Genomic DNA, 24,750 nt, shown 5'->3' with positions numbered 1-24,750 from the left:
GAGCGAGGTCGTTACGCGGTGCCGCCGGCGACCGTGAGGCCGCCGTCGACGGTGAGGACGTGGCCGGTGACCCAGGAGGAGTCCTCCGAGGCCAGGTACGCCACGGCGGAGGCGATGTCGGACGGCACGCCCAGGCGCCGCAGGGGGTAGTCGGCGGCCACCTCTGCCTCCTTGCCCTCGTACAGGGCCTCGGCGAACCGGGTTTTCACCACGGCGGGGGCCACCGCGTTGACGCGGATCTCCGGGCCGAGTTCGGCGGCCAGGGTCCGGGTCAGATGGGACACCGCCGCCTTGCTCACGCCGTAGAGGCCGATGCCGGGTGACGGGGTGTCGCCGGTGACGGAGGAGAGGTTCACGACGGCGCCCCGACGTTCGGTGAAACCGAGCTTCGGGTGGGCCACGGCGTCCTGCACCCAGGCGAGGGTGGCCAGGACGTTGACCTCCAGCACCTTGCGGGCGACATCGAGGTCCAGGCCGACGACGGGGCCGTAGGCGGGATTGATGCCCGCGTTGTTCACGAGGACGTCGAGCCCGCCGAACTCGCGCGCGACGGTGTCCAGGACCTCGCGGCGGTGGTCGGGATCGTCCGCCCTGCCGGCGACGGTGACGACGCTGCCCGGGGGAAGCGCGGCGGCGGCCTCTTCGAGGGGGCCGGCCTTGCGGGCGGTCAGACATACGCGCGCCCCTTCGGCGACGAGCCGTTCGGCGACGGCGAGACCGATGCCCCGGCTCGCCCCGGTCACGACGGCAATGCGTCCGGAGAAACGATTCTGGCTCATGTATCAGTCCTTCGAGGGGGATATCGCTCCGGTGTCGCGGAGTTCGGCGCGCCGGATCTTGCCGCTCTGGGTCTTGGGCAGGTCGGCGAGGAAAAGGATCGTGCGGGGGCACTTGTAGGCCGCCAGCCGCTCGCGGGAGAAGGCGATCAGCTCCTCCGCGGATGCGGTCAGGCCCGCCTTGAGGGAGACGTAGGCGACGACGGTCTCGCCGCGGTACTCGTCCGGCCGGCCGACGACCGCGGCTTCGAGGACCGAGGGGTGTTCGTACAGGGCGTCCTCGACCTCGCGCGGCCAGACCTTGTACCCGGACACGTTGATCTGGTCCTTGAGCCGGTCCACCAGGTAGACCCAGCCCTCCTCGTCGATCACCGCGACGTCACCGGTACGCAGCCGGCCCTCCGGCATCGCCCGGCGGGTGGCCTCGGGCTTGTCCCAGTAGCCGGGTACCACCTGCGGCCCGCTCAATTCGAGTTCGCCCTGCTCCCCGCTCGGCACCGGATCGCCGTGCGGGTCCACGACGCGCGCGGTGAGACGCGGCAGGGGCTTGCCGATGGACAGCGTCCCGCTCGGAGCGTGCACCGGCGCCCGTTCACCCGGCGGCACGGCGATGACGGCGGACGTCGTCTCGGTCATCCCGTAGCCGTTGTGGAGGTAGACGCCGAACCGTTCCCGGAACCGCTCGACGGTCGCCGGCGGGATCGGAGCGCCCCCGGAGTACAGGGCCTTCACCGACGCGAAGTGCTCCGGTCCGGCCTGCGGCAGCTGGAAGATCGCGTTGTACGCGGTGATGGAGCCGATCGTGTAGGTCACCCCGTACTCGGCGAAGGCGTCCAGGGCGACCTCGGGGTGGAACCGGCCCGCCAGGACGAGCGTGGTGTCGGTGAGCAGGGAGATCGTCGCGTTGACCACCGCGCCGGTGATGTGGAACAGCGGGGCCATGGCGAACACGACGTCCCCGTCGCCCACGCCCATCCACGACGCGCAGGTCGCCACCACGCTCAGGACGTTGCCGTGGGTGTTCATGGCACCCTTCGGCGGCCCCGTCGTCCCCGAGGTGTACGTCAGGAACGCGACGTCGTCACGGACCGGCTCCACGGGCGAGGGGCCGCGGCCCTCGAACTCGCCGATCAGGGCCACCAGGTCGCCGTCCGGCGCGGGGGCCAGGCGTTCCGTCGTCGCGAAGACCCGTGGATCGTTCCGCGACTGGTGGTCCAGCGCCGACGTGCTGACCAGCCACCGCACCGAACTCCCCGCCAGCGTGCCGAGCGTCTCGTGGACGTCCTCGTCCGCGCAGACGACGCCGACCGCCCCGGAGTCGTCGACGATCCGGCGCAGTTCCTGGCGCCGGTACATCGGGTTGAGCCCCAACACCGTGGCGCCCAGCTTCCACAGGGCCAGCAGCACCAGCGCGTACTGCGGAACGTTCTGCAGGTACACCCCGACCCGGTCGCCCCGGCCGGTCCCGCGTGCCTCGAAGGCGGCGGCCAGGGCGTCCGACGCCTCGTCCACCTCCCGCGCGGTCAGGGCACCGTCGAAGTAGCGGAGCGCGGTGCCCTCCGGGTTCTTCGCCACGCGTGCCCTCCAGGCGGCCACGAGCGAGCCGGGTGTCGTGTCCGGCCCCGTACCGGACCCGTCGGGGGACGTGCCCCGCCGCCCGCCGTCATCCACTGTCATCTGCCGTCCTTCCCGTCCGTGTCCACGCGCTCGGCGCGCCGGTCACGTGAGTTCGCGCTTGAGGATCTTTCCGGTGGAGGTCATGGGCAGCGTCCGTACGACCTCGACGATGCGCGGGTACTTGTAGGCGGCCATCTGCTCCCTGCTCCAGGCGACCAGCTCGTCGGGGCGGGCCTCGGCGCCGCGCTCGAGGATGACGAACGCCTTGATCTCCTCGCCGTGACTCTCGTGCGGCACGCCGACGACCGCGGCCAGGCTGATCGCCGGGTGCGTCATCAGGACCTCCTCGATCTCGCGCGGGTAGACGTTGAAGCCACCGCGGATGATCAGGTCCTTCGCCCGGTCGACGATGTAGTAGAAGCCGTCCTTGTCCCTGCGGGCCAGGTCGCCGGTGCGGAACCAGCCGTCCCTGACGGCTTCGGCGGTGGCCTCGGGGCGGCCGTGGTAGCCCTTCATCACGTTGTGGCCCTTGACCGCGATCTCGCCGACGGCGCCGCCCGTGCCGTCGTCCTCGACCTCCGACCAGTCCGCGTCGACGAGCTTGACCTCGACGCCCCAGATCGGCACTCCGATCGACCCGGGACGGGGCTCCCGCGCCGGATCGCTGAAGGTCACCACCGGCGAGGTCTCGGAGAGGCCGTAGCCCTCCAGGACCTGGACGCCCAGTCGCTCCCTGACCTGCTTGATGAGTTCCGCGGGGAGCGCGGCGCCGCCGGAGACTCCGACGCGCAGGTTCCTCGCGATCCTCTCGACGTCGACGTCCTCGGTGAGCGCCTGCAACAGGCCCCACCACATGGTGGGGACACCCGCGAAGACGGTGATGTCCTCCCGCTGCATCAGGGACACCGCCTGCCGGGCGTCGAACCGCGGCAGCAGCACCAGCGTGCTCGCCGTCGAGAAGCCGGCGTTCATCTGGACGGTCGCGCCGAAGGAGTGGAACAGCGGCAGCACGACCAGATGGGTGTCCAGGGCCGGCCGGTTCTCCAAGAGCCGGTTGACCGCGAGGGCGTTGAGCACCAGGTTGGCGTGGCTGAGTTCGGCGCCCTTCGCCTGCCCCGTCGTACCGCTCGTGTAGAGCAGCACGGCCGGTTCGTCCCCCGACGTCCCGATGCCGTCGAACGTCGCCGCGGTGCCCCGCAGCGCGGCGCCCATGGTCTCGACGCCCTCGATCGGGCTCTCCGCCGCGGGATCGGCGGTGATGAGGAAGAAGTGCTCGCAGGCAGGGGTCTCGCTGAACCCGGCGTGCCCCTCCGCCCCCATCGGCAGGCCCTCGCCGCCCTCGAAGCAGAAGTACGCCTTCGCCTCGGAGTCGGCGAGGTGGTAGGCGACCTCCCGGCCCTTGAGCAGGATGTTGAGCGGTACGACGACGGCGCCGGCCTTGAGGATCCCGTAGTAGACGATCGGGAACCAGAGCACGTTCGGACAACTGAGCGCGACCTTGTCGCCGGGCCGGACGCCGCGGTCGACCAGGAGGTTGGCGACCTGATTGGCGGCGGCGTCGATCCGGGCGTAGGTGAGACGCGTCGTGCCGAGGACGACCGCGTCCCGGTCCGGGTGCGTGCGGGCGGAGTCCTCGAGCAGGACCGAGAGGTTCAGCATGGTGCCATTTCCGGAAAGGTGGACCGGGCCGGGCCGCGGAGGAACAGAACACGCGGCCCGGCTCGGAGCGGGTGGGGGTAACGCGTGACTCGATGCGGGCGTCACAACTTCCGCAGGAGCCGGTCGAGGGCCTCGGCCGTCGCCTCGACGTCGGCGGTGGTGTGCGCCGTGCTGAGGAAGACCTTGCCGGACGGCATGAACAGGAAGCCCTGCCGCAGCATCCCTTCGAGGATCACCGCCCAGAGCCCGCTCGTTCCGTGAAGCCCCGTCGTGCCCCCGGCGGGGACGTACTGGAGGAGCGAGCCGACCCGGTTGAGGCCGCCGAAGTCGGGCGACGAACCGAGAACGGCGCCGACGAGGGCTTCGAACTCGGACGAGATCCGTTCGAGTTGCTCGTAGACCTCGGGGTCGGCCAGGACGCGCATCGTCGCCGCGACGGCCGCCAGTGCGACCGGGTTGGCGTTGAAGGTTCCGGCGTGCACGACCCCGGACGTCACCTGGTCGATCAGATCGGACCGGCCTACGACGGCGCTCTGGGTGAAGCCGCCGGCCATCGCCTTCCCGAAGACGGACAGGTCGGGAAGGACGCCGTACTTCTCGGCCGCCCCGCCCCGGGCGATCCGGAATCCGGCTATCACCTCGTCGAAGACGAGGACGACGCCGTGCCGGTCGCAGAGGGCCCGCAGCGTCGACAGGAACTGCGGTGAGGGTGCTTCGACGCCCGCGTTGCTCATCACCGGGTCGACGAGCACGGCCGCGATGTCGCGCTCGACGGCCTCGCTCAGCAAGCGCTCGGCCAGCCGCACGTCGTTGAAGCGCGCCACGACCAGGTCGTCGAGGACGCTGGCCGACTGCCCCGCCCCACCGGGGGTGGCGGGGCGGTCGCAGTCGTCCTCGGACATCCCGGCGTACACGGTGTCGTGCCAGCCGTGGTAGCTCTTGGCGAACTTGAGGACGCGGCGCCGCCCGGTGGCGGCGCGCGCGAGGCGCAGCGCCACCTGCACCGCCTCGGTCCCCGTGTTGCTCCACAGCAGCCGCTCGCCGTGCGGCACGGCCTCGAGGACCGCTTCCGCCGCGAGGTACTCCAGCGGGTGGCCGGTGCCGACGACCTGCATCTTCGTCGCGACCTCGGACACCGCTGACAGCACGCGCGGGTCACCGTGACCGAGGAGGAGCGGCCCCCAGGCCATCACGTAGTCGACGTACCGGTCGCCGTCCAGGTCCCAGACGTGCGCGCCCCGCGCCTCGCGCACGAAGAGCGGATGGGGTGGCATCGCGGCGCGCAGGCCCGACCCCACACCCCCGCCGACGCTGCGGCGGGCTCGCTCGAAGGCCGAGCGGGATGATTCCAGGGCCATGAGATCGCCCCTGCCTTTCAGTACGTGATCACCGAGCGGATGCCGATGCCGCGCTTCATCCGGTCGAACGCCTCGTTGACGTCCTGCAGACCGATCACGCTCGTCACCAGGGAGTCGAGGTCGATGCGGTCGTTCATGTAGTGGTCGATCAGCAGCGGGAAGTCGGAAGCGGGCTTGCTGGAGCCGTAGTTCGAGCCGATGAGCGAGAGCTCCTGATCGGACATGACGAAGGGGTCGATGGAGACCTTCAGGCCGTCCGCCACCTGCCCGGCGACCACCGCCGTGCCGCCCCGGGCCAGGACCTCGTAGGCCGCCTCGATGGTGCGGGGCAGCCCGATGGCCTCGATGGCGATCTCCACACCGCGTCCGTCGGTGAGCTGTCGCACCCGGTCCGCGAAGTCCTCGCGGCCGTTGTTGACCAGGTCGGTCGCGCCGAAGGTGCGCGCCTGCTCCAGCTTCTCGTCGGAGATGTCCGCGGCGATGATCTTCCGTGCGCCGGCGAGCCGGGCCCCCTGGACCGCGTTCAGGCCGACGCCGCCGCAGCCGAGGACCAGTACGGTGTCGCTCGGCCGCACCTTGGCGGTGTTGACGGCCGCGCCGACACCGGTCGTGACGGCGCATCCGACCAGAGCCGCCTGCGGGAACGGGGCGTCGTCCCGGACGGCGATCGCACCCGACTCGGGCACGAGGGCGTATTCGCCGAACGTTCCGAGGCCCGCGAAGCTGAGGACGTCGTCCCCGCCGGCGGACGTGATCCGGGGCCGGCCGTCGAACGACAGGTGGTTCGCCGAGTGCTCGCTCACCATGTCGCAGAGGACGGGCCTGCCGCTGACGCAGTAACGGCAGCGGCGACACGAGGGCGTCCAGGACAGCACGACGTGGTCGCCCTTCTTGAGCGTCGTGACGCCCTCGCCGACGCCCTCGACGATCCCGGCTCCCTCATGGCCGAGGATCATCGGCGTAGGAACCTCCCATTCGCCCAGGAGGACGTGGAAGTCGCTGTGGCACACCCCGCTCGCCCGGAGCCGCACGAGCACCTCGCCGGGCGGAGGCGTCGAGGGGATCGTCACCCGCTCGACGGTCAGCGGTTCGTTCGGCGTCCTGAAGACGGCGGCGTCGAACTCGATCGTCATGAAGGTCTTCCTTCCGTGGTGTGGGGCGGTCACGTCCGAGCGGTGCGGATGAGCTTCTTGTTGGCGAACTCGTCGATGCCCGCCCGCCCCAGCTCGCGGCCGAAACCGGACAACTTGACGCCACCGAAGGGCAGTTCCGCGCCTTCGAGGCCGACGCCGTTGATGAAGACCATGCCGGCCTCGATCCTGTCGGCGACGCGCAGCGCCTGCTCGGCGTCCGTCGTGAACACGTAGGAGCCAAGCCCGTACGGCGTGTCGTTCGCCAGCTCGACGGCCTCGTCCTCGGAACCGACCCGGTAGACGGTCGCGACGGGACCGAAGAGCTCCTCGGCGGCCGACGGCGACGCCGGGGAGAGGCCCGTCAGCACGCCGGGCGGGAAGTACGCCCCCTCGCGCTGCCGTGCGGAGACGAAGGTCGCCCCCTCGTCGACGGCTCGCCCGACCTGCTCCTCGACGTACTCGGCGGCGGCGACCGAGGAGAGCGGCGCCAGTCCGTCGGTCAGCGCGAGCACCTTCTCGGTGAACCTGTCGAGGAAGGCGTCGTAGAGGTCCTCGGCGACGATGAAGCGCTTCCCGGCGTTGCACGCCTGCCCGGCGTTCTCGAACCGCGCCTCGACCGCCGCCCGGACCGTGGCGTCGAGGTCGTCGGTCGACAGCACGATGAACGGGTCCGAGCCGCCCAGTTCGAGCACCACCTTCTTGAGGCTGCGTCCGGCCTTCTCGGCGACCTCCGCGCCGGCCCGCTCCGAACCGGTGAAGGAGACGCCCTGCACGCGGGGGTCCGCGATGGCGCGGCCGATCTGCTCCCCGGTGGCGCGGACGTTGACGTAGCAGCCCTGGGGGAAGCCGGCGTCCGTGAACAGCTCCTGGAGAGCCGCGGACGACTCCGGACACTGCGACGCGTGCTTGAGCACGATGGTGTTGCCCAGCGCGAGGTTGGGCGCGGCGAACCGGGCCACCTGGTAGTACGGGTAGTTCCAGGGCATGATCCCGAGCAGCACGCCGACCGGCCGGCGGCGGACGAAGGCGGTGCCCTCGCCCTCCAGGAGCTCGATCGGCTCGTCAGTGAGGAACTTCTCCGCGTTCTCGGCGTAGTACCGGTAGATCGAGGCACTGAACTCGACCTCCCCGACGGCCTCGTCCACCGGCTTGCCCATCTCCCGGTGGATGATCTCGGCGAGCTCCCGGCTGCGCTCGTCGTGCAGGGTGGCGACGGTGTGCAACAGCCGGGCGCGCTGTGCCACGGAGGTCTGCCTCGACCAGTGCGGGTAGGCGTTCGCCGCCGCGTCGAGCGCCGCGTCGACGGTCTCGTCCGTCGCGGTGGGGTACTCCTTGACCAGCTTGCCGGTGGCGGGGTCCACCACCGCGTACACGTGCCTCTTCGCCATGCTGACTCCTTCGCCGTGATTCGGGTTCATGCGGGGGCCCCGGCCGTGCGGGCCGGGTACGGGTCCAAGGCCGCGTTGCGGTCGTGCAGCGCGCGGTAGGCGCGGAAGTAGACGAATCCCTGGGTGCCCCAGGTCGCCAGCGCGGCGGTGTAGAAGACCGTGCGGTTCGCGTCGTCGAACGGCAGGGGGAAGAAGTCGTACGTGATCGCGATGGTGGTCCCGGCGGCCGTGGCCAGTCCGGTCCAGACCGCCGGCCACCTCGCGCCCGCGCTCCAGAGCCGTTTGACGAAGTAGCAGAGGAACACGGTCGTGAGGAGGTTGACGACGACGTAGAACACGGAGACCCAGAACGCGCCGCGGTCGGTGTGGAGATCCGCGCCGTGGAAGGGGCGGAGGAACAGGGCGGCCACGATCGCGACCCCGAACACGGCGACGTCGACGCCGCGGCTCGGCTTGTAGCGATGGGTGACCTTCATCAGGCCCAGGACCAGGATGAGGGTGATGCCGACCGACCTGGAGAACGCGTCGAAGAAGTACGCCACGTCGTACAGGACGCTGTCGCTCTTGGCCCCGAGCAGCGACCAGAGCAGGAAGTTGGTGCCCGACGTCGCGACGACCATCCACTCGAGACCCAGGAGGTGGTTGCCGTAGCGGCGGATGAATTTCCAGCCGTAGAAGTAACCGGCGAAGATCATCCACAGGTCGGCCAGCAGGAACAGCGTCTCCTTCATCGGGACGCCCCCTCTCGGACGTCGCGAGTCAGCAGGGTGAGGACGCTCTCGGCGGTGCGCTGGCCCGTCAGAACCGCGCCGTTCATGGTTCCGGCCCATTCGCCGGCGGTTTCGGAGCCCGCCCAGTGGACGCGCCCGTGGGGCTCGCCCAGCGCCTTGCCGAAGCTCGTGGTCGCGTAGGGGGCGACGGCGGGGTTGGGGCCTCCCGGGGCGAAGGGCTCCGCTCCCCAGCAGTGGTCCACGTAGTCGATCGGGGTGAGCGCCTGCGGACCGTAGAGGTCGGCGAGCTGCCGGACCACCCGGTCGCGCCGGGCCCCGGGGCCGAAGCCGTCGAAGACGCGCGGATCGCAGAAGGCCATCAGGACGCCCGGCCCGCCGTGAGCGGGGGACACGTCGAAGGTGATGAACACGGTTCCGGTGTCGGTCACCGCCTCGCCGGAGCATCCCTCCGCCCTCCAGAACGGCCTCTCGTAGGCCACGAACGCCTTGCTCAGCACGCCCATGCGCCAGGTCCGCGTGAGCCCTTCGCCCTGCTCGGACAGGGCGGGCTCGAAGGCGATGGCGGCGCGGTGCGCCGGCGAGGCCGTGACGATCGCGTACCGGGCCCGGATCTCGCCGGAGTCGGTGCGGACGGTGACGCCGTCGTCGTCCTGCGCGATGCGGCGCACCGGCGTCTCCAGGCGCACGCGGTCGCCGAGCCGCTCCGCCACCCGCTGGGCGATCTCCTGGGTGGTCTCGACGATCCGGTCCTGCTGCTGGCCGCCCTCGACGTCCAGCATGTGGTCGAGCCCGCCCGCCGAGCGGATGTAGCGCAGTGCGTGCAGCAGGGAGACGTCTCCCGGGGTGCAGCCCCACTGCACCTTGCTGATGACGGTCATCAGCGCACGGGTGCCGGGCAGCGCGTTCTTCCGGTCGAGCCACTCGCCGAACGAGACGGCGTCGAGCCGGCCGGCCCCCGGCGTCTCCCACGCCGCGTCCACGTCGACGGTCGCGACCAGCTTGTTCACCGCCGCCTGCATGCGCGCCATGTCCACCAGGGCCGCGGGGGAGACCTTGGGAATGGTGCCGCTGTAGGTGCGGCGCCGGCCCGCCATCCACAGCACGTTGCGGCCCTGGGCGAACTGGTCGGTGGTGGTGCACCCCACCCGGCTCGCGAGGTCCCGGACGGCGGTGTGGCGCCGGGCCACCCACGTCGCTCCGAGGTCGACCTTCACGCCGGCCACCTCGCCGGAGAGCGAGCGGCCTCCGACGCGGTCGCGGCCTTCCACGACCAGGACGGACCGCCCCGTGCCCACCAGTCGCTCCGCCGCGCTCAGACCGGCGAAACCGGCACCGACGACCACGACGTCGACCGTGGTGCTCCCGGAGCGGGGCTCACGAGATCCGGACATGGCTGCCTCCTTCACCCACGCGGTTCGCGTGCTGCGCGATGTAGGTCGTGACGGGGCCGACGAGGGACTCGGGGAGGTGATGGCCCATGCCGGGAATGACCACGTGCTGTGCCGAGCGGATCGCCTGGACCGTCGCGGCGCCGCCGCTCGGGTTCACCAGTGGATCCCGGTCGCCGTGGATGACCAGCGTCGGGGCGGTGATCCGGCTCAGCTGGGCCGTCCGGTCCCCGGAGCGCTGGATGGCCTGGATCTGGCGTGCCGTGCCGGCCGCCGGGTCGCCGGCGCTGCGGTCCCAGCCGCGCGCCGCGATGGCCGCCTCGGCCGCGTCGTCGATGGGATGGCCCATTCCGGCGACGTGCCGGGTGAGCCTCAGGTGGGCACGGACCGCCGCGGTTCTGTTCCTCGCGGGCGGGGCGGCGAGGAGTCTGATCGTCGACAGAGCGGGCTGACCGACCTTGCGCGCCCCGGTCGTGGAGTAGAGGGAGGTCAGCGACAGGACCCGCTCGGGCGCCGTGGCCGCGATCGTCTGCGCGATCATCCCTCCCATCGACCGCCCGACCAGGTGCACCCGCGCGATCCCGAGATGGTCGAGTACGCCGACGGCGTCCTGGGCCATGTCGGCCAGCGTGTACGCGTCGCCGCGCGGACGCGCGGCGATCTGACGCCAGAGCCCGGGAGGGGGCGCGGCGACGAACGTCGACTGGCCGACGTCACGGTTGTCGATCGCGACGACCCGGAAACCGTGGGCGACGAGGGAACCGACGAACGGGTCGGTCCAGAAGGTGAGGTCTTCGCCCAGTCCCGCGATGAGCAGCATCGCGGGGGCGTTCTTGTCTCCGTGGTCCCGGAAGCAGATCGTCATCCCGGACGGCAGGGTCGCGTACTGGTCGGCGCTCTCGACGGCGCTCGTCTCAGGCACGGGTGGTTCGCCTCCCGTCGGACGCCGGCGCGGCCGCCCGGCGGGTGCCGAACCGGAGGTTCTCGTCGGCCACCGGGCCGCGCAGCGCCCTGGCGTCCTCGGGGTAGGACATCGCCATCCGCCAGGGCTTCTCGGGTCCCTGCTTGGGCAGGAGCTTCTCGCCGCGCTTGGCGTATCCGGCCTGGAGGTCCATGACGGGCCTGCGGTTCGTCCCCGGCGGTGCGACCGGGACCACCGTGTCGTATCCCCGGGCGTCCATGTGCCTGACGAGGTCGATGAAGTAACGGCACATCAGGCTCACCTTGAGCGTCCAGGACGAGGTGGTGTAGCCGATCGCCATCGCCCAGTTCGGCATCCCGCTCAGCAGCATGCCGCGGTAACAGAGCGCGTCCGCGATGTCGACCTGGTGCCCGTCGACCACGAGGGGCATGCCGTCGAAGAGCCGAAGGTTCAGCCCCGTCGCGGTGACGATGATGTCGGCTTCCAGCTCCTCACCCGACGCCAGGACGACTCCGCGCTTGCTGAACCGCGCCACGGCGTCGGTGACGACGGAGGCCCTTCCGTCCTTGATCGCGTCGAAGAAGTCGCCGTTCGGTGCCACGCACACCCGCTGGTCCCACGGGTCGTACGGCGGGTTGAAGTGCTTGTCGACGTCGAACCCCTTGGGAAGGCGCTTGACGTTCTCGCGCCGGATGAAGGCCCGTCCTGCCTTGGGGAAGGTCCGCAGGCCCTTCACGACGGCGTGTTCGGTCCAGATGTTCTTGAACCGCGTCACGGCGTACCCGCGCTCTTCCCCGAGCAGCTTCGTGAGCGCCAGGGCGACCTTGTCGACGCGGGGGAGCGCCATGACGTAGGTGGGGGTGCGCTGCAGCATCGTCACGTGCCGGGCGGCGCCCGCCCCGGTGGTCATGGCCGGCACCAGAGTGATCGCGGTCGCGCCGCTGCCGATGACGACGACCTTCTTGTCGCTGTAGTCGAGTCCCTCGGGCCAGTGCTGCGGATGGACGATCTGGCCCTCGAACTCGTCCCGTCCCTGGAACTCCGGGGAGAACCCCTCGTCGTACCGGTAGTAGCCGGTGGCGGCGAAGACCCATCCCGCGTGGATCGTCCTGGTCCGGGTCGCTCCCGTCGCGGGGTCCGACGTCTGGACGGTGAGGGTCCACCGTGCGTCCGCCGTGGACCACTCCGCGCGGACGACCCGGTGGCCGAGCCTGAGGACGCGCTCCAGGCCGTTCTCCTCGACGGTCTCGTGGAGGTACTCCTTGATGAGGGGGGCGTCGGCGATCGCGGCTTCGTGGCGCCAGGGCTTGAACGCGTATCCGAACGTGTGGAGGTCGGAGTCCGAGCGGATGCCGGGGTAGCGGAACAGGTCCCACGTGCCTCCGATGTCGTCGCGCGCTTCCAGTACGGCGAGCGACTTGTCGGGCAGCTCCCGGCTGAAATAGGTGGCCGCGCCGATCCCGGAGATCCCGGCTCCGATGATCACCACGTCGAACTCCTCGACGGCGTCCAACACCTCAGCTGTCATGGCGTTTCCTCGCTGTTCCTGTGGCGGTTGCCTCACTGTCGCCAGCCAGGACCGCTTGCGAGAACGACAGCGGGCACCTCCTTCGCCGGGGCTCGGTGCACGATGCACAGGCGGGCCGGGCCGCTGCGCCCCTACGGTGTCCGACGTTCGGGCGGGGGCCCCGACCGAGCCCGCGGCCCGGCCCTTCCGGGAGGGCGGCCGGAGACGGCCGTCCAGCGGCGTCTTGCTGGCGCACCATCGCGGGAGCAAGAGCGGGGTGGTAGAGGTTTGCACCCGCTGTTTAGTGGTACTAAACAGCGGGGTCGGGGTCGGGGTCGTGTGCAGAGGTCGAACCCGCTGTCGTCACGACCTCGCCGCGTAGCAGGGCCCACAGGCGTATCGAGCCGCAGAGGGACCGCCGCCGTCACTCCCGCGATCGCCGCCGTCGCTCCCGCGATCGCGGCCGAGCGGAAGCGGCCGGTGACCCGGAACCCGCACGGGGCCACGTCTTCTCGGGCGGGAGGAACCACCTCCTGCCGCTCCGGCCCAGCCACCGCGAGGGACCCGCACCCGTTCGTTCGCGCAGGCGCACCTTCACGCACCCCTTCACCCACCCATGACGAGCCGGTACCGGCCCATGAGCCGAAAGGTGATCGCGATGACCGACCTCTCCAGAACAGGGCACGCCGAAGCACCCGGCGGTGAAGCGGGAGCGGGCAACCCGCTCCACCGTGGGCTCGGCGTGTCGCAGATCGTGTTCATGGTCGTCGCCGCTGCGGCACCGCTCGGCCTCGTGGCCGGCGGGGTGCCGCTCGCCTTCGCCGTGAGCGGCAGCCCGGGGATGCCGCTGTACTTCGCGCTGTCCACCGTGCTGCTGCTGGTCTTCGCGGTCGGCTTCACGCTGATGGCCGGACGGGTACGCGACGCGGGCGCCTTCTACGCCTACGTCCGGGCGGGGCTCGGCCGCATACCCGGCCTCTCGGCCGCGACCCTCGCGCTCTTCTCCTACACGCTGCTTCTCGTCGGGGTGAACGCCTACGTCGGGGTCGCGACGAGCAACGTCATCGAGCGGTACGCCGACGTCGGCTCCCCGTGGTGGGTCTGGGCACTCGTCTCGCTGGGCGTCATCGCCTTCCTCGGCTACCGCGACATCGAGCTGAGCGCCAAGGTGCTCGGTGCCGTGCTGGTGCTGGAATTCCTGCTGCTCCTGGTCCTGGACCTCGGCATCGTGGGCCACGGCGGCGCCCACGGCCTGACGGCCGAGCCGGTGTCACCCTCGATCGTGGGCACCGGCTCCCTGGGCCTCGGCGTCATGTTCGCCCTCTTCGGGTTCATCGGCTTCGAGGCGACGGCCGTGTTCCGCCACGAGGCGAAGGACCCCGACGTCACGGTCCCGCGGGCGACGTACGTCGCGATCCTGGTGATCGGAGCCTTCTACTCGTTCACCGTGTGGGCGATCGTGGTGGGGGCCGGCGTCGACTCGGTGGTCGGAGCCGCGCAGGCCGACCCCGAGGGCCTGGTCCTCACGCTGACGCGGAGCTACGTGGGGTCCGTCTGGGCCGACGCCATGCAGCTCCTGCTGATCACAAGCCAGTTCGCTTGCGTACTGGCCTTCCACAACGTCGTGACGCGCTACCAGTTCGCGCTGTCCCGGGCCGGCGCGCTTCCGGCGCCGCTGAGCGTCGTCCACCCCCGGCACCGCGCGCCGTCGGCGTCCTCGGGCGTCGCCTCGGCGGTCGCGTTCGTCACCACAGTGGTCGTCGCCGTGCTCGACCTCGACCCGATCGGGGACCTCTACACCTGGTTCTCCGGCGCCGCCACGCTCGGCATCGTCCTGCTGATGGCGGCCACCAGCCTCGCCGTCGTCGGCTTCTTCCGGCGCGCCGACGGACGGCAGCCGGTGTGGCGGACGGTCGTGGCCCCGGCCGTCGCCTTCCTCGGCCTGGCCTGCGTGGTCTGCATGATGGTCGCCAACTTCCCGCTCCTCGTCGGCACCACCACGGGTGCCTGGGTGATCGGCGGCCTCGTCGCCCTCTCGGCCGTGGCCGGCGCGGTGCAGGCCCTCGTCCTGCGCGCGCGCCGGCCGGCTGTCTACGAGCGCCTCTGAGCGACGTGCCGGTCAGCTCACGAACGGCAGGGGCGCGGCCGGTCTGTGCACCGTGCACCGTCCCCGGGGGAAGCCGGTGCCCAGTGTCGTTCTCACCACGCCCGTTGCCCGTGACAGTGGAATACCAGGCAACCGCCACCGGCGAAGTCCGGTTCCGCCGAGCACCGTGTCGTGGGCGGGCCGACCGTGGCGCCCAGGGGAGTGACGTTGAAGAATCGGACTGTCGTGGTGGGGCTCGGTGCCACTGGCCGGGCCATCGCCTCTTCCTTGCTGCGACGCGCGGACGTGGAGATCGTGGGAGCGGCGGACCGGGACCCCCGCGTGGTCGGTCACGACCTCGGAGTGCTCCTCGGTGGCGTCGCGAACGGTGTCGTCGTCGTGAGCGACCCGGCCGAGCTGCCCGCCGCCGACCTCGCGATCGTGGCGACCGTCTCGGATCTGCACGGGGCGGCCGACGTCCTGCTGCCGCTGCTGGAACGTTCGTACAACGTCCTGAGCATCTGCGAAGAGCCGGCCCATCCATGGCGGAGCCACCCCGATCCGGCCCGGCGGCTCGACGACACGGCGAAGGCGCACGGCGTGACCGTCCTGGGCAGCGGGGCGAACCCGGGCGTCCTGATGGACACCCTTCCTCTCCTCCTGACCGCACTGACCCAGCGTGTGGAGAGCGTGCGGATCCGCCGGCGGAGGTCGAACCCGCTGTCGTGGCGACTTCGCCGCGCGTCGGGGACCACATGCGCATCGAACCGGGGCGGATCGCGGCGGTCACTCACGCCGCCCGGGGCGTGCTCAAGGGCGAGGTGGTGATCGATCTGGAGATCACGTTCGGGTTCTTCGAGCCGGCCGCGGGCGACGACTACCGGATCGTCGGAGAGGAGCAGATCGTCGACCTCCGTTCCTCCGTGGGCTTCGATTCCTTCCTCAGCACCGTCGCGGCGGCGGTCAACGCCTCCACCGCGGTCGTCGAGGCGCGTCCCGGGTTCCTGACGACGGGGGACCTGTCCGCCCGTTCGGTCGCGGCCAAGGGAGAGCGGCGAGCGGACCGGGCCTCACTCGGGGCCACCACTTCTCAGGACTGAGAGAGCACGAAGTGGGGCGGACGCCCCACCTGGAAGGAGATCGGGACAGCATGAGGACCGACAACACGAAGTACACCAGCTTCACCGGCTGGATCGACCCGCCGGACGACGTGCGGCCCGCGCTGGACGGCGATCTCACCTGCGACATCGCCGTCATCGGCGGCGGCATGGGTGGCATGGCGGCCGCCCTGCGCCTCGCGGAGCGCGACCAGGACGTAGTCCTGCTGGAGGCCGAGTTCTGCGGCTACGGCTCGGCCTCGCGCAACGGCGGTCAGATCGCCGGGGCGCCGGGCGGCGACCTGCGGATGCTCAGCCTCCAGTCGCCGAAGAAGATGCCGGTCATGGCCAAACTGGCGGAGCACGCGGGCCGCTATGTGGAAGACCTCATCAAGAGGCACGACATCGACTGCGACTACGTGGCGAACGGCCTGGTGTGGGGTGCGGTCTCACCCCTCATGATGCTCAGGGTGCGTACCCAGGCGGCGATCCTGCGCGCCTTCGGTGGGGGCGGGACCGTCGGCAGCAGGGAGGAGCTCGGCCTCCCCGCCGGCTTCGTGGGCGGGATGCGGGAATCCATCGGGGGGATGCTGAACCCGGGCAAGCTCGCCCGTGGCGTGCGCCGCGCGCTGCTCGCCTCCTCGGCCAGGGTCTTCGAGCAGTCGCGGGTGAGCGATGTCCGGCGCACGGGCGGCATCGTCGAGATCACGACACCGCACGGCACCGTACGGGCCAACAAGGTGCTGCTCGCGACCAGCGTCTACGGCGGCGAGTGGGACATCACGCCCAAGAACCTCGCGACGCCGCTGTACGTCATCGAGATCGAGTCGGAACCCATCGCGCCGGAGCGGCTCGCCGCACTGGACTGGACCAGTAGGTCCGGCATCATCACCCAGCACCAGCTGATGACCCACTACCGGCTCACCGAGCGCAACACCATCGTCTGCGGGGTCCGCAAAGCGCAGCGAGGCCAGACCTACCCGCTCCCGGACCGGGTCCCGGACCCCGCTGTCGTGCGGGACATGGGAAAGGACCTGGCCAACCGGTTCCCGTCGCTGTCCGACGTGGCCATCGAGCGGGCCTGGGGCGGTTGGATCGGCATCAGCCCGGACTGGCTGTCGGTCGCCGGGAAGGTGGGTGACAACGTCTTCTACGCGATGGCCTGCAACGGTCACGGTCTCTGCCAGGTGCCGTACGTGACCCATCAGCTCGCCGACTACATCGTCGACGGCGAGATGCCGGAGGACCTCGCCGGCATCTGGTCGGACGCCTCGAAGTACTCGCCGTCGATGTCGCTGCTGTTGCAGCCGTTCGTCCTCCGGGCCGTCTGGGGGCTGGACCGGTTCAACGACTTCTTCAACGGCAGCAGGACACGGGCCCGGCGGGCGCTCCGCCGTGGCAGGCGCGGGGGTTCCTGAGGGCGGGCGACGCCTGCTCCGTCACGACGCGGTGTGAGATCGCCACCCGCTACGACAAGACCGCCGGGTCCTGCGCAACAGCCACCGCCCCCCCCGCACCACTCCTGACGCGGGCCCGGGATGCGACGACAGGATCTAGGCGGGCCCTCGCGCGGCGCGCGGCAGGGGAGGCGACAGGACCCAGAGGACCTCGCTCACCGTCGTACCCGGATTGTCGAACTGGTGAAGCGTCTGGCCGGAGAACGACGTGGACGCCCCTTCCGGCAGCATCCGGGTCTCGCCCCCGACGATCAGACGGGTCGAGCCGCTCAGCCCCATCGCGAAGATCGTGGCGGTGTCGAGCCGGTAGGGGCCTCCGGTGCCCCCGCCCGGCTCGATCACGGAACGGAAGACCTGGAACGCCGTGGTGCCGGCGGGCGTGAGCAGGTACTCGGCCACGCCCTCACCGCCCATGCCGATCCGGCTTCCGCCGTCCACGACCTGCTCGTCGGGGTACGCGAACAGCTCCCCGACCCCGATCCGCAGCACTTCGCAGACGCGCAGCAGCGTCGGGACGGACACGCTGGTGAGCCCACGCTCCAACTGGCTCAGAAAGCCCTTGGTGACCTCTGCCCGGTGCGCGACCTCCGTCAACGACAAGCCGCGGTCGAGCCTGATCTTCCGCAGCTGCGCGCCGGTGGACGCTTCGGGGGCGGCGGCGCCCCGTTCCGCTCCGTCTGCTGTCCCGCCGTCACCGATGGACATGGTGTGTTCACCGCCCGTCCCGAGGCCGGGGTCGTGTGCCTGTCAGGTGACGGGCCGACCCGGACGAGTCCTCTCCGTGGCACGAGGCTAAGGCATGCGTACCAGGGGCGGCCGGTGCGCCCCTGCGGAAGGGGAGGGGCGATGGTGTCGAGCTCCTTGTGGTGCCGACGGAAGCATGGTAAATCTGCCGCCGTTTAGTGAGAGTAAACAGTGGCGGAGGGCTGGCGACGCCTTCGCCGTCGGCCAGGCCGCCGACGAGCCCTTCATCGGTCTGGGACACGGCACGTCGGGAGCCTCGGCTCCCCGAGAGCAGAGGGACACTGAGAACATGGAAGAGCTGTGGCCCCCACCCTCGCGTGAGGTCGCCGATGCGATCAGGTCCCTGTGTCAGCGCCTGCTGACGCAAACGGACGCCCTGATCGACGCCTTCGCAAGGCCCTCTCTCGTCGCCCAGAACGATCCCGCTCTCCTCGCGGACGCATCGCTGGTCGAGGAGGATCGCGCGCTCAACCGCTCCGAGGTGGTCCAGTGGTTGACCGCAAACGTTCAGCAACCGGGGCGGAGGGTAGAGCCCTACGTCAGTCCGAGGACCACGGCGTACATCAACGACCTCGTCTCCCGGGGCATCGCGCCCGACTTCGCCGGTGCCTGGCGCGTGGCCCTGGGGATCGGCTGGCGGCGATGGCTGGAGGAATGCGTGGCGGACTGCGCGGACCCCGATCTTCTCGTGGGGATCCTGGACGTGACGGCGCAGTCGCTGGTGCAGTACGCCCTCGACTCCGTCGCGGCCCTGCGGCAAGCCGGCCTCGCCGCGGCGATGGGGAACACGGATGCCGAGGGGATCGCACTGATCCAGCTGATCGCCAGTGGGGCGCCGATGGCGGAGGACCTCGCCGAAGGACGCCTGCGCTACCGGATGGCGCGGTGGCACGTGGGTCTCGTCCTCTGGGTCGACGATCCCCAGCAGGCCGGTGCCCTGGACGAGGCGATCGCCGCCGTCCGCTCCTCCGCCGGCGGCCGGAGCGCCCTGGTGGCGCGCGCCAGCGCCACTTCGCGGTGGATCTGGCTCTCGGGGGAAACCGTCCCGGACCTTCACCACGTGGAGAAGGACCTCGCGGCGACCGACGAGGTCCGCGCGGCGGCGGGGAGGCCGGGACGCGGTCTCGAAGGATTCCGCTCCAGCCACCAGGACGCCCTCGCGGCGCAGGCGCTCGTGATCCGGCTGGGTTCCGACCGGCGGTTCACCGCCTACGCCGACGTCGAGCTGATCGACGCGCTCACGAAGGACCGGTCCGGCGCACGCCGGTTCGTCGTCAACACCCTGGGGCCATTGGCCGAAGCCGACACGGCCCTGCGACAGGCACTGCTCACCTATGTGCAGTGCGGCTTCAGTACGACCCGGGCGGCCGCCGACCTCTACGCGCACCGCAACACCGTCGAACGGCGCGTCTCACGCGCCAACGAGCTCTCGGCCGTCAAGGTGGAGGAGAACCCGACCCATGTGGCGGCGGCGCTCCTGGTGCTGGACATCGCCCCTGACATCGTGACGGTCGTTCCGAGCTGAGCTCACACCACGCATCCGCGGTGCTCGAGCTTCCTTGCTCGGGGAAGAGCCCGGAAGGGCGGGGCGGGGAAAGGCGGGCAGAACCCCGCGGGCGCCCGGACGGCCTGCCTCCGCCAGTGGCATTCCTTCCGGAACGTCTGCGATCCACGGCGGGGGCGACGGTGACACCGCCGCCCAGAGGCCGACGTCGCATGCCGGCATGCGGGCGCAGAGCGCCCCTGAACCCGCCGCGCGACCTTCCCGGCCCGTGATCTCCGGGCCCGGTGAACACACCGCCAGGCGATTCCTTCTCTCGGTGCCTATCGTCAGGCTGGCAGTCAGTCCGGAGTGGGCACACTTTCGTTCGCCACCCGGCACGAGATTTTCCGGTGCTGGTCCGGTGCTGACTTCCGAGGGTGAATGAGGGGAAAGCCGCAGGTCATGGCTCTGAGCGAATGAGTTGTCGTACCACTCGACGGTGGTCCCGATGAGGCTGGCGGCGACGATCTCCTTGAGGGAGTTGGGCGGAGTGGGGAGGGTGTTGCGGCGGCCATGTGCACGACTTCCAGGCAAGTGCGGGGACGTTTCGGTGTCGCCACACCGTAGGAAGCGGCAGGTCAGGGGCGTATGTGGCGGGCCACCACAGTTCACGGCGGACGAGTGCGCCCGGCCGCCATGACGGCCCCTCCCTGCCCCTTCCGGAGGGTCCGGAAGGGCTGGGGGAGCGGCTGTCTTTTTGCCCTGGTCCGGGACGACTTGACGGTGCGGTGCCGACTCCGTGCTGGTTCCGTGCCGACCGAAGACCCGCGCCCCCACGCCCCTTCGCCCCTCCCGTACTGGCGTGGCGCTGACCACCGAGAGCGGAAAGGCCGTGTGGGCGACGGACCGGGCGCGGTGGCGGTCGTGGGGCGCCCCGTGCCCGAGGAGTCGCTCACGGCCCCGGGCCGCGCGGCGCCTGAGCGTCAGCCGGCGGAACGTCCAGCGCGCTGCCAACGACCTCGTGGAGCTCGGGCCGGCCGGCCCCACGGTGAACCCGGACCACCGTCCGTGTCCGCGATTCCACCGTCGGCAGAAGATCCAGAACTCGCCGTCGCAGACCTTCCGCGAGGCCGCGGCGGCGTCCCCGCGGCGGCCCGGCGGTGTTCGGCGCGGTGCTCCCTCTCGTTCTGGTCCGCTCCTGGGGGGACCCGCGTGCCGGGCCGGCTGCTCGCCGCGGGGCGGGTTCCTCCGCGCCGGCCTTCGCCACCGAGGTCCGCGCGTCCGCGGGCCGCTTCACCCGCGCGGGCTCAGATGTCCCAAGTGCGCGAGCACAGCACCGGGCGGTAGCCGTCCGGGTCGGTGATCGTCACCCCGTGTTCGTCCCAGTACGGGTTGTGCGCGTGGCTTCGGGTGCCACCGGCCGCCACGAGACGGCCGATCAGGGTTTCGCCCACCGGCTTGCCGAGGTGGACGACGAAGAGGTCGTCCACCGTCGGGGTCGGCTCCAGCGGGTGGTCCGGATCATGTGTCAGCTCGAAGTGCCAGGTGCCGCCGGTCGGGCCGAGCATCAGGAGGTCGTGCTTGCCCGGCACGCGCTCGGTCGTCCGCCACAGGACCTCCAGGCCCAGGCCCGCCACGTAGAAGCGTTCCGCGGCGGTGAGATCACGCGAGGGCCGGGCCACCCGGACCCGGGTCGTGGAGTCGATCACGCGGAACGCTCCAGGGCGGCGCGCCAGACGGGACTGTCGACGTAGTGGTTGTCGAAGCGCTCCGAGGACTCGGCGATCTCCTTCGGGTCCGCCTCGCCCCGCATCACCCGTCCGAGCAGGCGCAGGTAGTCGAACCTGTCCATGCCGGGGGTGAAGACGAACAGGACGTCCGCCTCGCAGCCCGGGGCAGCGGCGAAGGCGTGCGGGGTGCCGGGCGGCACCGAGAGGAAGTCGCCTTCGTCGAGGACGGTGATCTCGTCGCCCACCAGAACCTGCAGAGACCCGCTGATCACGAAGAACAGTTCCGCTGCTCGGGTGTGGAAGTGGGCCGGCGCCCCTGTCGCGCCCTTTGCGAAGGTGGATCGGTAGCTCGTGCAGCCGCCGGCGGTGCCGTCCGAATCGGCCAGCAGGGTCATCACGCTGCTCGGGTCGGAACAGGTCTCGGCGTCCGCGTGGCGGGTCAGTACCACTGCGGGCGGAGTCGTGGTCGTGGACGCGACGGGGCTTTTCTTGTTCATGGTCGTACTCCTGGGATGGTGAGTGAGGGGCATGCAGGTCGTTGTTGGCCCGCGCTCATGACGAGGGACGTTTCAGTCGCCCGGGGCGATCAGGGCCGCGATCGCCGGCCCGAAGGCGCCGCCGAGCTGGTAGCAGAGGTTGAACAGCCCTAGGTTCGTGGGGCGTTGAGCGGCCGGCGCGGCACGGGTCGCGTACACCGCGAGCGCCGCCTGGCCCGCACTCGCCGTGAAGGTGGCCAGTGCCGCGACCAGCAGGAGCAGCGGCGGCCAGGGACTCAGCGCTGCGGTGAGCGGAGCCAGGGCTCCGGCCGTGAGCAGGACGGCCAGGAGGCACGGGCGTCCCATCCGGGCCGAGGAGGCGGCCAGCGCCATGGAGAGCGCCGAGCCCGCGAGGAGGGCGACGAGCTGACCGGTGCCGATCGTGGCGGTCGACCAGCCGGTACGGTCGCGCAGCAGCTGCGGGACGATGAGGAGCAGCGTGAAGTACGACGTCGCGAAGGTGCAGGCGAGCGCGGCGGAGAGGACGAACGCCCTGGTGCGCAGCAGCGATGCCGGGACGAAGCCCGTGGGGTGGTACCGGATGTGCGCGGCCAGCAGCGCGGCCGTCACCGAGGAGGCGGCCACGGCCGGGAGCGGGTAGCGCGGGACGAGGACCAGGGCCGTCGCCGTCAGGGTCAGCAGGGCGGCGCCCCGGCCGTCGAAGGGGCCGCTCTGCCGCGGTGCGGACAGATCGGCGCGGTGCCCGACGGCCGGCACGGCGAGGAGCGCGACCGTGCCGACGGCGAGGGACGCCCGCCAGGAGGCCGTGTTCGCGATCGCGGAGCCGAGGAGCGGCCCGACCGCGCCCAACGTTCCGAAACCAGCCGTGATCACGCCCATGCGGCGGACCGTGCCCGCCAGGCTCATCGCCGCGGTGACCAGGCCCGCGCCGCCGACCGCCTGGGCCGCCCGGCCCGCCATGACCAGCGGCAGCCAGGGCGCCGCGGCGACGACCGTGGTGCCGGCCACGATCAGGCTCGCGCTCAGCCGGAGCGTGCCGCTCAGCCCGCGGCGGCGCAGCAGGCCCGCCATCAGCGGGGTGCCGACGGCCATGGCCCAGGCGAAGACCGTGACGAGCCAGGTCGCCGTGGCCGTACGGATGCCGAACGACTCGGCCATGTCGGGAAGGATCAGGACAGGGCTGTTGGCGCTCGCGGCGAGCGGAGTGGCCAGCAATGCCAGCCATGCGACCGGGACTCGGTGTGATGCCTGCGTGGTACCGGGGATCGGTGTTCGCCCGGTGCGGTGGGGGCGGGTTCGGTCGAGCAGAGACATGACGGCCCCGGGAGGTGAGGTGGTTGACACGGAAGGCATGGTGAGGAGCGAGGCCGTGGGGACGGTCCGGGGCTCCGGCGTCCGGGCGGCCCGGGGGCTTCGGCGGTCCGGGGCTCTGTGGCTCCGGCGTCCGGGCGGCCGGGGACTTCGGCGGAGCGGGTCGCTCAGGCCGTGGTGACGACCTCGTCGTAGGCGAGCCGCGGCGCGCGCGGGTGGCAGGCACTCACGCCGGGGCGGCCGATGTCCACGACCGTCAGCGGCGTGTGGTCGCCGTCCGGGAACTCCTCGTCGGCGGCAAGGATCGCGACCAGCGGCGCGGCCGGGGTCTTCGACCGGTTGCCCTCGGTCAGGTGCCGCACGAGCCGCTCGCGGACTTCGTCCGAGCGGACCGGGACAACCCTCGGCGGCGACCGATCGCAGGCGGTGGGGGCGTACTCGAGCAGGTCGTAGATCGCCCGGACCTGCCCCTCGGTCACCGGCTCGCTGATGAAGGCGTGCGCAGTACGGACCTCACGGAAGAGGAGGTCCTGGGAGGCGGGATCGAGGGCGAGCGCGGACATCGGGTACTCCTGTCGTTCAGCCTTGATAATCTCAACGTTGAGATAAAAGCAGCTCGACTCTCTCAACGTCAAGCATCTCAACGTTGAGAAGATGTCCATTGAGAGGAGTGCGGCGATGAGCGATGCCGTGGACGTGATCATCGGTCAGTGGACCAAGGAGCGCCCCGATGTGGCGGAGGAGCTCTGGCCGGTGGAACTCCTCGCCCGGATCCAGCGGCTGGCCAGAGTGGTCGACAGGTCCGCCAAAGCCACGGCCGCCGCGCACGGGGTGGAGCACGGCGAGTTCGACGTTCTCACCACGCTGCAGCGCTCCGGGCCGCCGTACGCCCTCACCGCCGGGGCCTTCCTCAAGGCGTCCATGGTGACCTCCGGCGCGATCACCAACCGCATCGACAAGATGGAGGCCAAGGGCCTGGTCGAGCGGGTGCGCGAAGGCGACGACCGGCGCACCATCAAGATCCGCCTCACCGAGCACGGACACGAGGTCGCCCGGGCCGCCTTCGCCGACCATCTGGCGAATTACGCGCGGCTGCTCGCCGGTGTGGACCGCGGCTTGGTCGAGGAGACCGCCGGGGGCCTCCGGCAGGTGCTCGAGGCTCTGGGCGACACCACCGTCGAATGACGGCCATCCGGTTGTCGCGAGAGGGACGCGACAGAACGCCGCACTCGTCACCCGCTTGCGTCCTGAACCCCGGCCTCGGAGGGATTCCCGCCAAGCGGGGGACCGGACGCCGGCGAGCGGCGTCCGGAGTTACGCGACGACTCCCGGGTGCCCGCGCCGGAACGCGGTTGTGCCCACGTGCGCGACGCGGCGGGCCTGGCAGGACCCCATCGATCACGGCCCCTACGAGATCGGCCGGACAAGTCCTAGTCGTCGATGGCCCCTGGGGCGAGGGCCGGGGTGGGGAACGCGAAGCGGGCTTCGGCGCCCGACCACCAGACGCCGATGGCGAAGACGGCGGTGGCCTCCAGCAGGGCGGCGCGGTCGAGGCCGCCGCAGGGCAGGGGCGTGCAGCCCATGGAGGTGATGATTTCCGTCGTCCGGGTGGCGGCGTCCGGCCGGTCGGTGCAGAAGGGGACCGCCAGGGGGGTTCCTTCGAAGGCGGGCCGGTCCAGGGTCCAGATGCTTTCGTGGCACATTCCGAAGGCCTTCACGACATGGGATCGGGGGGCGGCGTCCGCGATGAGCCGGGCGACGGAGGCGGTGCCGTCCGTGGTCGGGGCCGGGCCGTCCTTGCCGGGCGTCATGGGAACGGTGCAGTCGATCACCGTCCGTCCGGCGAGCAGGGGGGCCAGGTCCCCG

At 71.1% G+C, this 24,750-nt stretch carries 22 protein-coding genes; 6 read left to right on the top strand and 16 right to left on the bottom strand.

Annotation, left to right across the window (positions count from 1 at the left end):
• Positions 1-11: 11 nt before the first annotated feature.
• The 10 genes from ACZ3IL_RS22155 to ACZ3IL_RS22110 form a co-directional block, all read right to left on the bottom strand.
• Positions 12-779 (bottom strand): SDR family oxidoreductase, encoded by a 768-nt coding sequence (locus ACZ3IL_RS22155; protein ID WP_467392543.1) that lies wholly within the window; start codon positions 777-779, stop codon positions 12-14.
• A 3-nt stretch (positions 780-782) separates the two neighbouring features.
• Positions 783-2,453, bottom strand: coding sequence for a class I adenylate-forming enzyme family protein (locus ACZ3IL_RS22150; protein WP_467392541.1), 1,671 nt, complete (start codon positions 2,451-2,453; stop codon positions 783-785).
• A 42-nt stretch (positions 2,454-2,495) separates the two neighbouring features.
• Entirely contained in the window at positions 2,496-4,052 is a 1,557-nt protein-coding gene (locus tag ACZ3IL_RS22145; RefSeq protein WP_467392539.1) for a long-chain-fatty-acid--CoA ligase, read from the bottom strand.
• Positions 4,053-4,153: 101 nt separating this feature from the next.
• On the bottom strand, positions 4,154-5,410 hold the full coding sequence (locus ACZ3IL_RS22140; protein ID WP_467392537.1) for an aspartate aminotransferase family protein: 1,257 nt from the start codon (positions 5,408-5,410) through the stop codon (positions 4,154-4,156).
• 17 nt (positions 5,411-5,427) lie between these two features.
• Entirely contained in the window at positions 5,428-6,543 is a 1,116-nt protein-coding gene (locus ACZ3IL_RS22135; protein WP_467392535.1) for a Zn-dependent alcohol dehydrogenase, read from the bottom strand.
• A 29-nt stretch (positions 6,544-6,572) separates the two neighbouring features.
• Complete coding sequence (locus ACZ3IL_RS22130; RefSeq protein ID WP_467392534.1) at positions 6,573-7,931, bottom strand: NAD-dependent succinate-semialdehyde dehydrogenase; 1,359 nt, start codon at positions 7,929-7,931, stop codon at positions 6,573-6,575.
• A gap of 26 nt (positions 7,932-7,957) precedes the next feature.
• The gene (locus tag ACZ3IL_RS22125) at positions 7,958-8,662 is read right to left on the bottom strand and encodes a transporter (RefSeq protein ID WP_467392532.1); all 705 of its coding nucleotides are present in this window, start codon (positions 8,660-8,662) and stop codon (positions 7,958-7,960) included.
• A complete protein-coding gene (locus ACZ3IL_RS22120) occupies positions 8,659-10,053 on the bottom strand; it encodes a flavin monoamine oxidase family protein (RefSeq protein ID WP_467392530.1) in 1,395 nt (464 codons plus the stop codon). Before ACZ3IL_RS22120 ends, ACZ3IL_RS22125 begins: the two co-directional genes overlap by 4 nt.
• The gene (locus tag ACZ3IL_RS22115; RefSeq protein WP_467392529.1) at positions 10,037-10,972 is read right to left on the bottom strand and encodes an alpha/beta fold hydrolase; all 936 of its coding nucleotides are present in this window, start codon (positions 10,970-10,972) and stop codon (positions 10,037-10,039) included. The genes ACZ3IL_RS22120 and ACZ3IL_RS22115 overlap by 17 nt, the downstream gene beginning before the upstream one ends.
• The gene (locus ACZ3IL_RS22110; RefSeq protein ID WP_467392527.1) at positions 10,965-12,500 is read right to left on the bottom strand and encodes a flavin-containing monooxygenase; all 1,536 of its coding nucleotides are present in this window, start codon (positions 12,498-12,500) and stop codon (positions 10,965-10,967) included. Before ACZ3IL_RS22110 ends, ACZ3IL_RS22115 begins: the two co-directional genes overlap by 8 nt.
• 616 nt (positions 12,501-13,116) lie before the next feature.
• Here ACZ3IL_RS22110 and ACZ3IL_RS22105 point away from each other — a divergent pair.
• The 4 genes from ACZ3IL_RS22105 (at position 13,117) to ACZ3IL_RS22090 (ending at position 17,080) form a co-directional block, all read left to right on the top strand.
• Positions 13,117-14,586, top strand: coding sequence for an APC family permease (locus tag ACZ3IL_RS22105; protein WP_467392525.1), 1,470 nt, complete (start codon positions 13,117-13,119; stop codon positions 14,584-14,586).
• Positions 14,587-14,853: 267 nt separating this feature from the next.
• Positions 14,854-15,393, top strand: a complete 540-nt coding sequence (locus ACZ3IL_RS22100) for a hypothetical protein (protein WP_467392523.1) — start codon at positions 14,854-14,856, stop codon at positions 15,391-15,393.
• Positions 15,321-15,665, top strand: a complete 345-nt coding sequence (locus tag ACZ3IL_RS22095; protein ID WP_467392522.1) for a hypothetical protein — start codon at positions 15,321-15,323, stop codon at positions 15,663-15,665. The genes ACZ3IL_RS22100 and ACZ3IL_RS22095 overlap by 73 nt, the downstream gene beginning before the upstream one ends.
• A 50-nt stretch (positions 15,666-15,715) precedes the next feature.
• A complete protein-coding gene (locus tag ACZ3IL_RS22090) occupies positions 15,716-17,080 on the top strand; it encodes an NAD(P)/FAD-dependent oxidoreductase (RefSeq protein WP_467392520.1) in 1,365 nt (454 codons plus the stop codon).
• A 135-nt stretch (positions 17,081-17,215) separates the two neighbouring features.
• Here the strand turns inward: ACZ3IL_RS22090 and ACZ3IL_RS22085 are convergent, their stop codons facing one another.
• On the bottom strand, positions 17,216-17,824 hold the full coding sequence (locus ACZ3IL_RS22085; protein ID WP_467392518.1) for a helix-turn-helix domain-containing protein: 609 nt from the start codon (positions 17,822-17,824) through the stop codon (positions 17,216-17,218).
• A 532-nt stretch (positions 17,825-18,356) separates the two neighbouring features.
• Here ACZ3IL_RS22085 and ACZ3IL_RS22080 point away from each other — a divergent pair.
• Positions 18,357-19,388 carry a helix-turn-helix domain-containing protein gene (locus ACZ3IL_RS22080; RefSeq protein WP_467392516.1) on the top strand — a complete coding sequence of 344 codons (1,032 nt, stop codon included), beginning with the start codon at positions 18,357-18,359 and terminating at the stop codon, positions 19,386-19,388.
• Positions 19,389-20,653: 1,265 nt separating this feature from the next.
• On the opposite strand, the gene ACZ3IL_RS22075 is transcribed toward ACZ3IL_RS22080, so the two are convergent.
• The 4 genes from ACZ3IL_RS22075 to ACZ3IL_RS22060 form a co-directional block, all read right to left on the bottom strand.
• Positions 20,654-21,055, bottom strand: a complete 402-nt coding sequence (locus ACZ3IL_RS22075) for a VOC family protein (protein ID WP_467392515.1) — start codon at positions 21,053-21,055, stop codon at positions 20,654-20,656.
• Complete coding sequence (locus ACZ3IL_RS22070; protein WP_467392513.1) at positions 21,052-21,573, bottom strand: cupin domain-containing protein; 522 nt, start codon at positions 21,571-21,573, stop codon at positions 21,052-21,054. The genes ACZ3IL_RS22075 and ACZ3IL_RS22070 overlap by 4 nt, the downstream gene beginning before the upstream one ends.
• A 72-nt stretch (positions 21,574-21,645) precedes the next feature.
• Positions 21,646-22,788 carry an MFS transporter gene (locus tag ACZ3IL_RS22065; RefSeq protein WP_467392511.1) on the bottom strand — a complete coding sequence of 381 codons (1,143 nt, stop codon included), beginning with the start codon at positions 22,786-22,788 and terminating at the stop codon, positions 21,646-21,648.
• A 263-nt stretch (positions 22,789-23,051) separates the two neighbouring features.
• On the bottom strand, positions 23,052-23,447 hold the full coding sequence (locus tag ACZ3IL_RS22060; RefSeq protein ID WP_467392509.1) for a nitroreductase family protein: 396 nt from the start codon (positions 23,445-23,447) through the stop codon (positions 23,052-23,054).
• Positions 23,448-23,562: 115 nt separating this feature from the next.
• Here ACZ3IL_RS22060 and ACZ3IL_RS22055 point away from each other — a divergent pair, with 115 nt between their 5' ends.
• Positions 23,563-24,069 carry a MarR family winged helix-turn-helix transcriptional regulator gene (locus ACZ3IL_RS22055; RefSeq protein WP_467392507.1) on the top strand — a complete coding sequence of 169 codons (507 nt, stop codon included), beginning with the start codon at positions 23,563-23,565 and terminating at the stop codon, positions 24,067-24,069.
• Between the two features lie 245 nt (positions 24,070-24,314).
• Here the strand turns inward: ACZ3IL_RS22055 and ACZ3IL_RS22050 are convergent.
• Positions 24,315-24,750, bottom strand: a 436-nt coding sequence (locus ACZ3IL_RS22050; RefSeq protein ID WP_467392505.1) for an NADPH-dependent F420 reductase, incomplete at its 5' end; no start/stop codon positions are given.

The sequence above is a fragment of the Streptomyces sp. NPDC014907 genome, assembly GCF_055562975.1.
This window is presented reverse-complemented; position numbering and strand designations above follow the sequence as displayed.

Coding starts and splice junctions, on each gene's coding strand:
- ACZ3IL_RS22055 (WP_467392507.1), top strand. CDS start 23,563: ATGAGCGATGCCGTGGACGTGATCATCGGTCAGTGGACCAAGGAGCGC.
- ACZ3IL_RS22145 (WP_467392539.1), bottom strand. CDS start 4,052: ATGCTGAACCTCTCGGTCCTGCTCGAGGACTCCGCCCGCACGCACCCG.
- ACZ3IL_RS22120 (WP_467392530.1), bottom strand. CDS start 10,053: ATGTCCGGATCTCGTGAGCCCCGCTCCGGGAGCACCACGGTCGACGTC.
- ACZ3IL_RS22060 (WP_467392509.1), bottom strand. CDS start 23,447: ATGTCCGCGCTCGCCCTCGATCCCGCCTCCCAGGACCTCCTCTTCCGT.
- ACZ3IL_RS22135 (WP_467392535.1), bottom strand. CDS start 6,543: ATGACGATCGAGTTCGACGCCGCCGTCTTCAGGACGCCGAACGAACCG.
- ACZ3IL_RS22140 (WP_467392537.1), bottom strand. CDS start 5,410: ATGGCCCTGGAATCATCCCGCTCGGCCTTCGAGCGAGCCCGCCGCAGC.
- ACZ3IL_RS22110 (WP_467392527.1), bottom strand. CDS start 12,500: ATGACAGCTGAGGTGTTGGACGCCGTCGAGGAGTTCGACGTGGTGATC.
- ACZ3IL_RS22155 (WP_467392543.1), bottom strand. CDS start 779: ATGAGCCAGAATCGTTTCTCCGGACGCATTGCCGTCGTGACCGGGGCG.
- ACZ3IL_RS22130 (WP_467392534.1), bottom strand. CDS start 7,931: ATGGCGAAGAGGCACGTGTACGCGGTGGTGGACCCCGCCACCGGCAAG.
- ACZ3IL_RS22150 (WP_467392541.1), bottom strand. CDS start 2,453: ATGACAGTGGATGACGGCGGGCGGCGGGGCACGTCCCCCGACGGGTCC.
- ACZ3IL_RS22095 (WP_467392522.1), top strand. CDS start 15,321: ATGCGCATCGAACCGGGGCGGATCGCGGCGGTCACTCACGCCGCCCGG.
- ACZ3IL_RS22070 (WP_467392513.1), bottom strand. CDS start 21,573: ATGAACAAGAAAAGCCCCGTCGCGTCCACGACCACGACTCCGCCCGCA.
- ACZ3IL_RS22090 (WP_467392520.1), top strand. CDS start 15,716: ATGAGGACCGACAACACGAAGTACACCAGCTTCACCGGCTGGATCGAC.
- ACZ3IL_RS22125 (WP_467392532.1), bottom strand. CDS start 8,662: ATGAAGGAGACGCTGTTCCTGCTGGCCGACCTGTGGATGATCTTCGCC.
- ACZ3IL_RS22085 (WP_467392518.1), bottom strand. CDS start 17,824: ATGTCCATCGGTGACGGCGGGACAGCAGACGGAGCGGAACGGGGCGCC.
- ACZ3IL_RS22105 (WP_467392525.1), top strand. CDS start 13,117: ATGAGCCGAAAGGTGATCGCGATGACCGACCTCTCCAGAACAGGGCAC.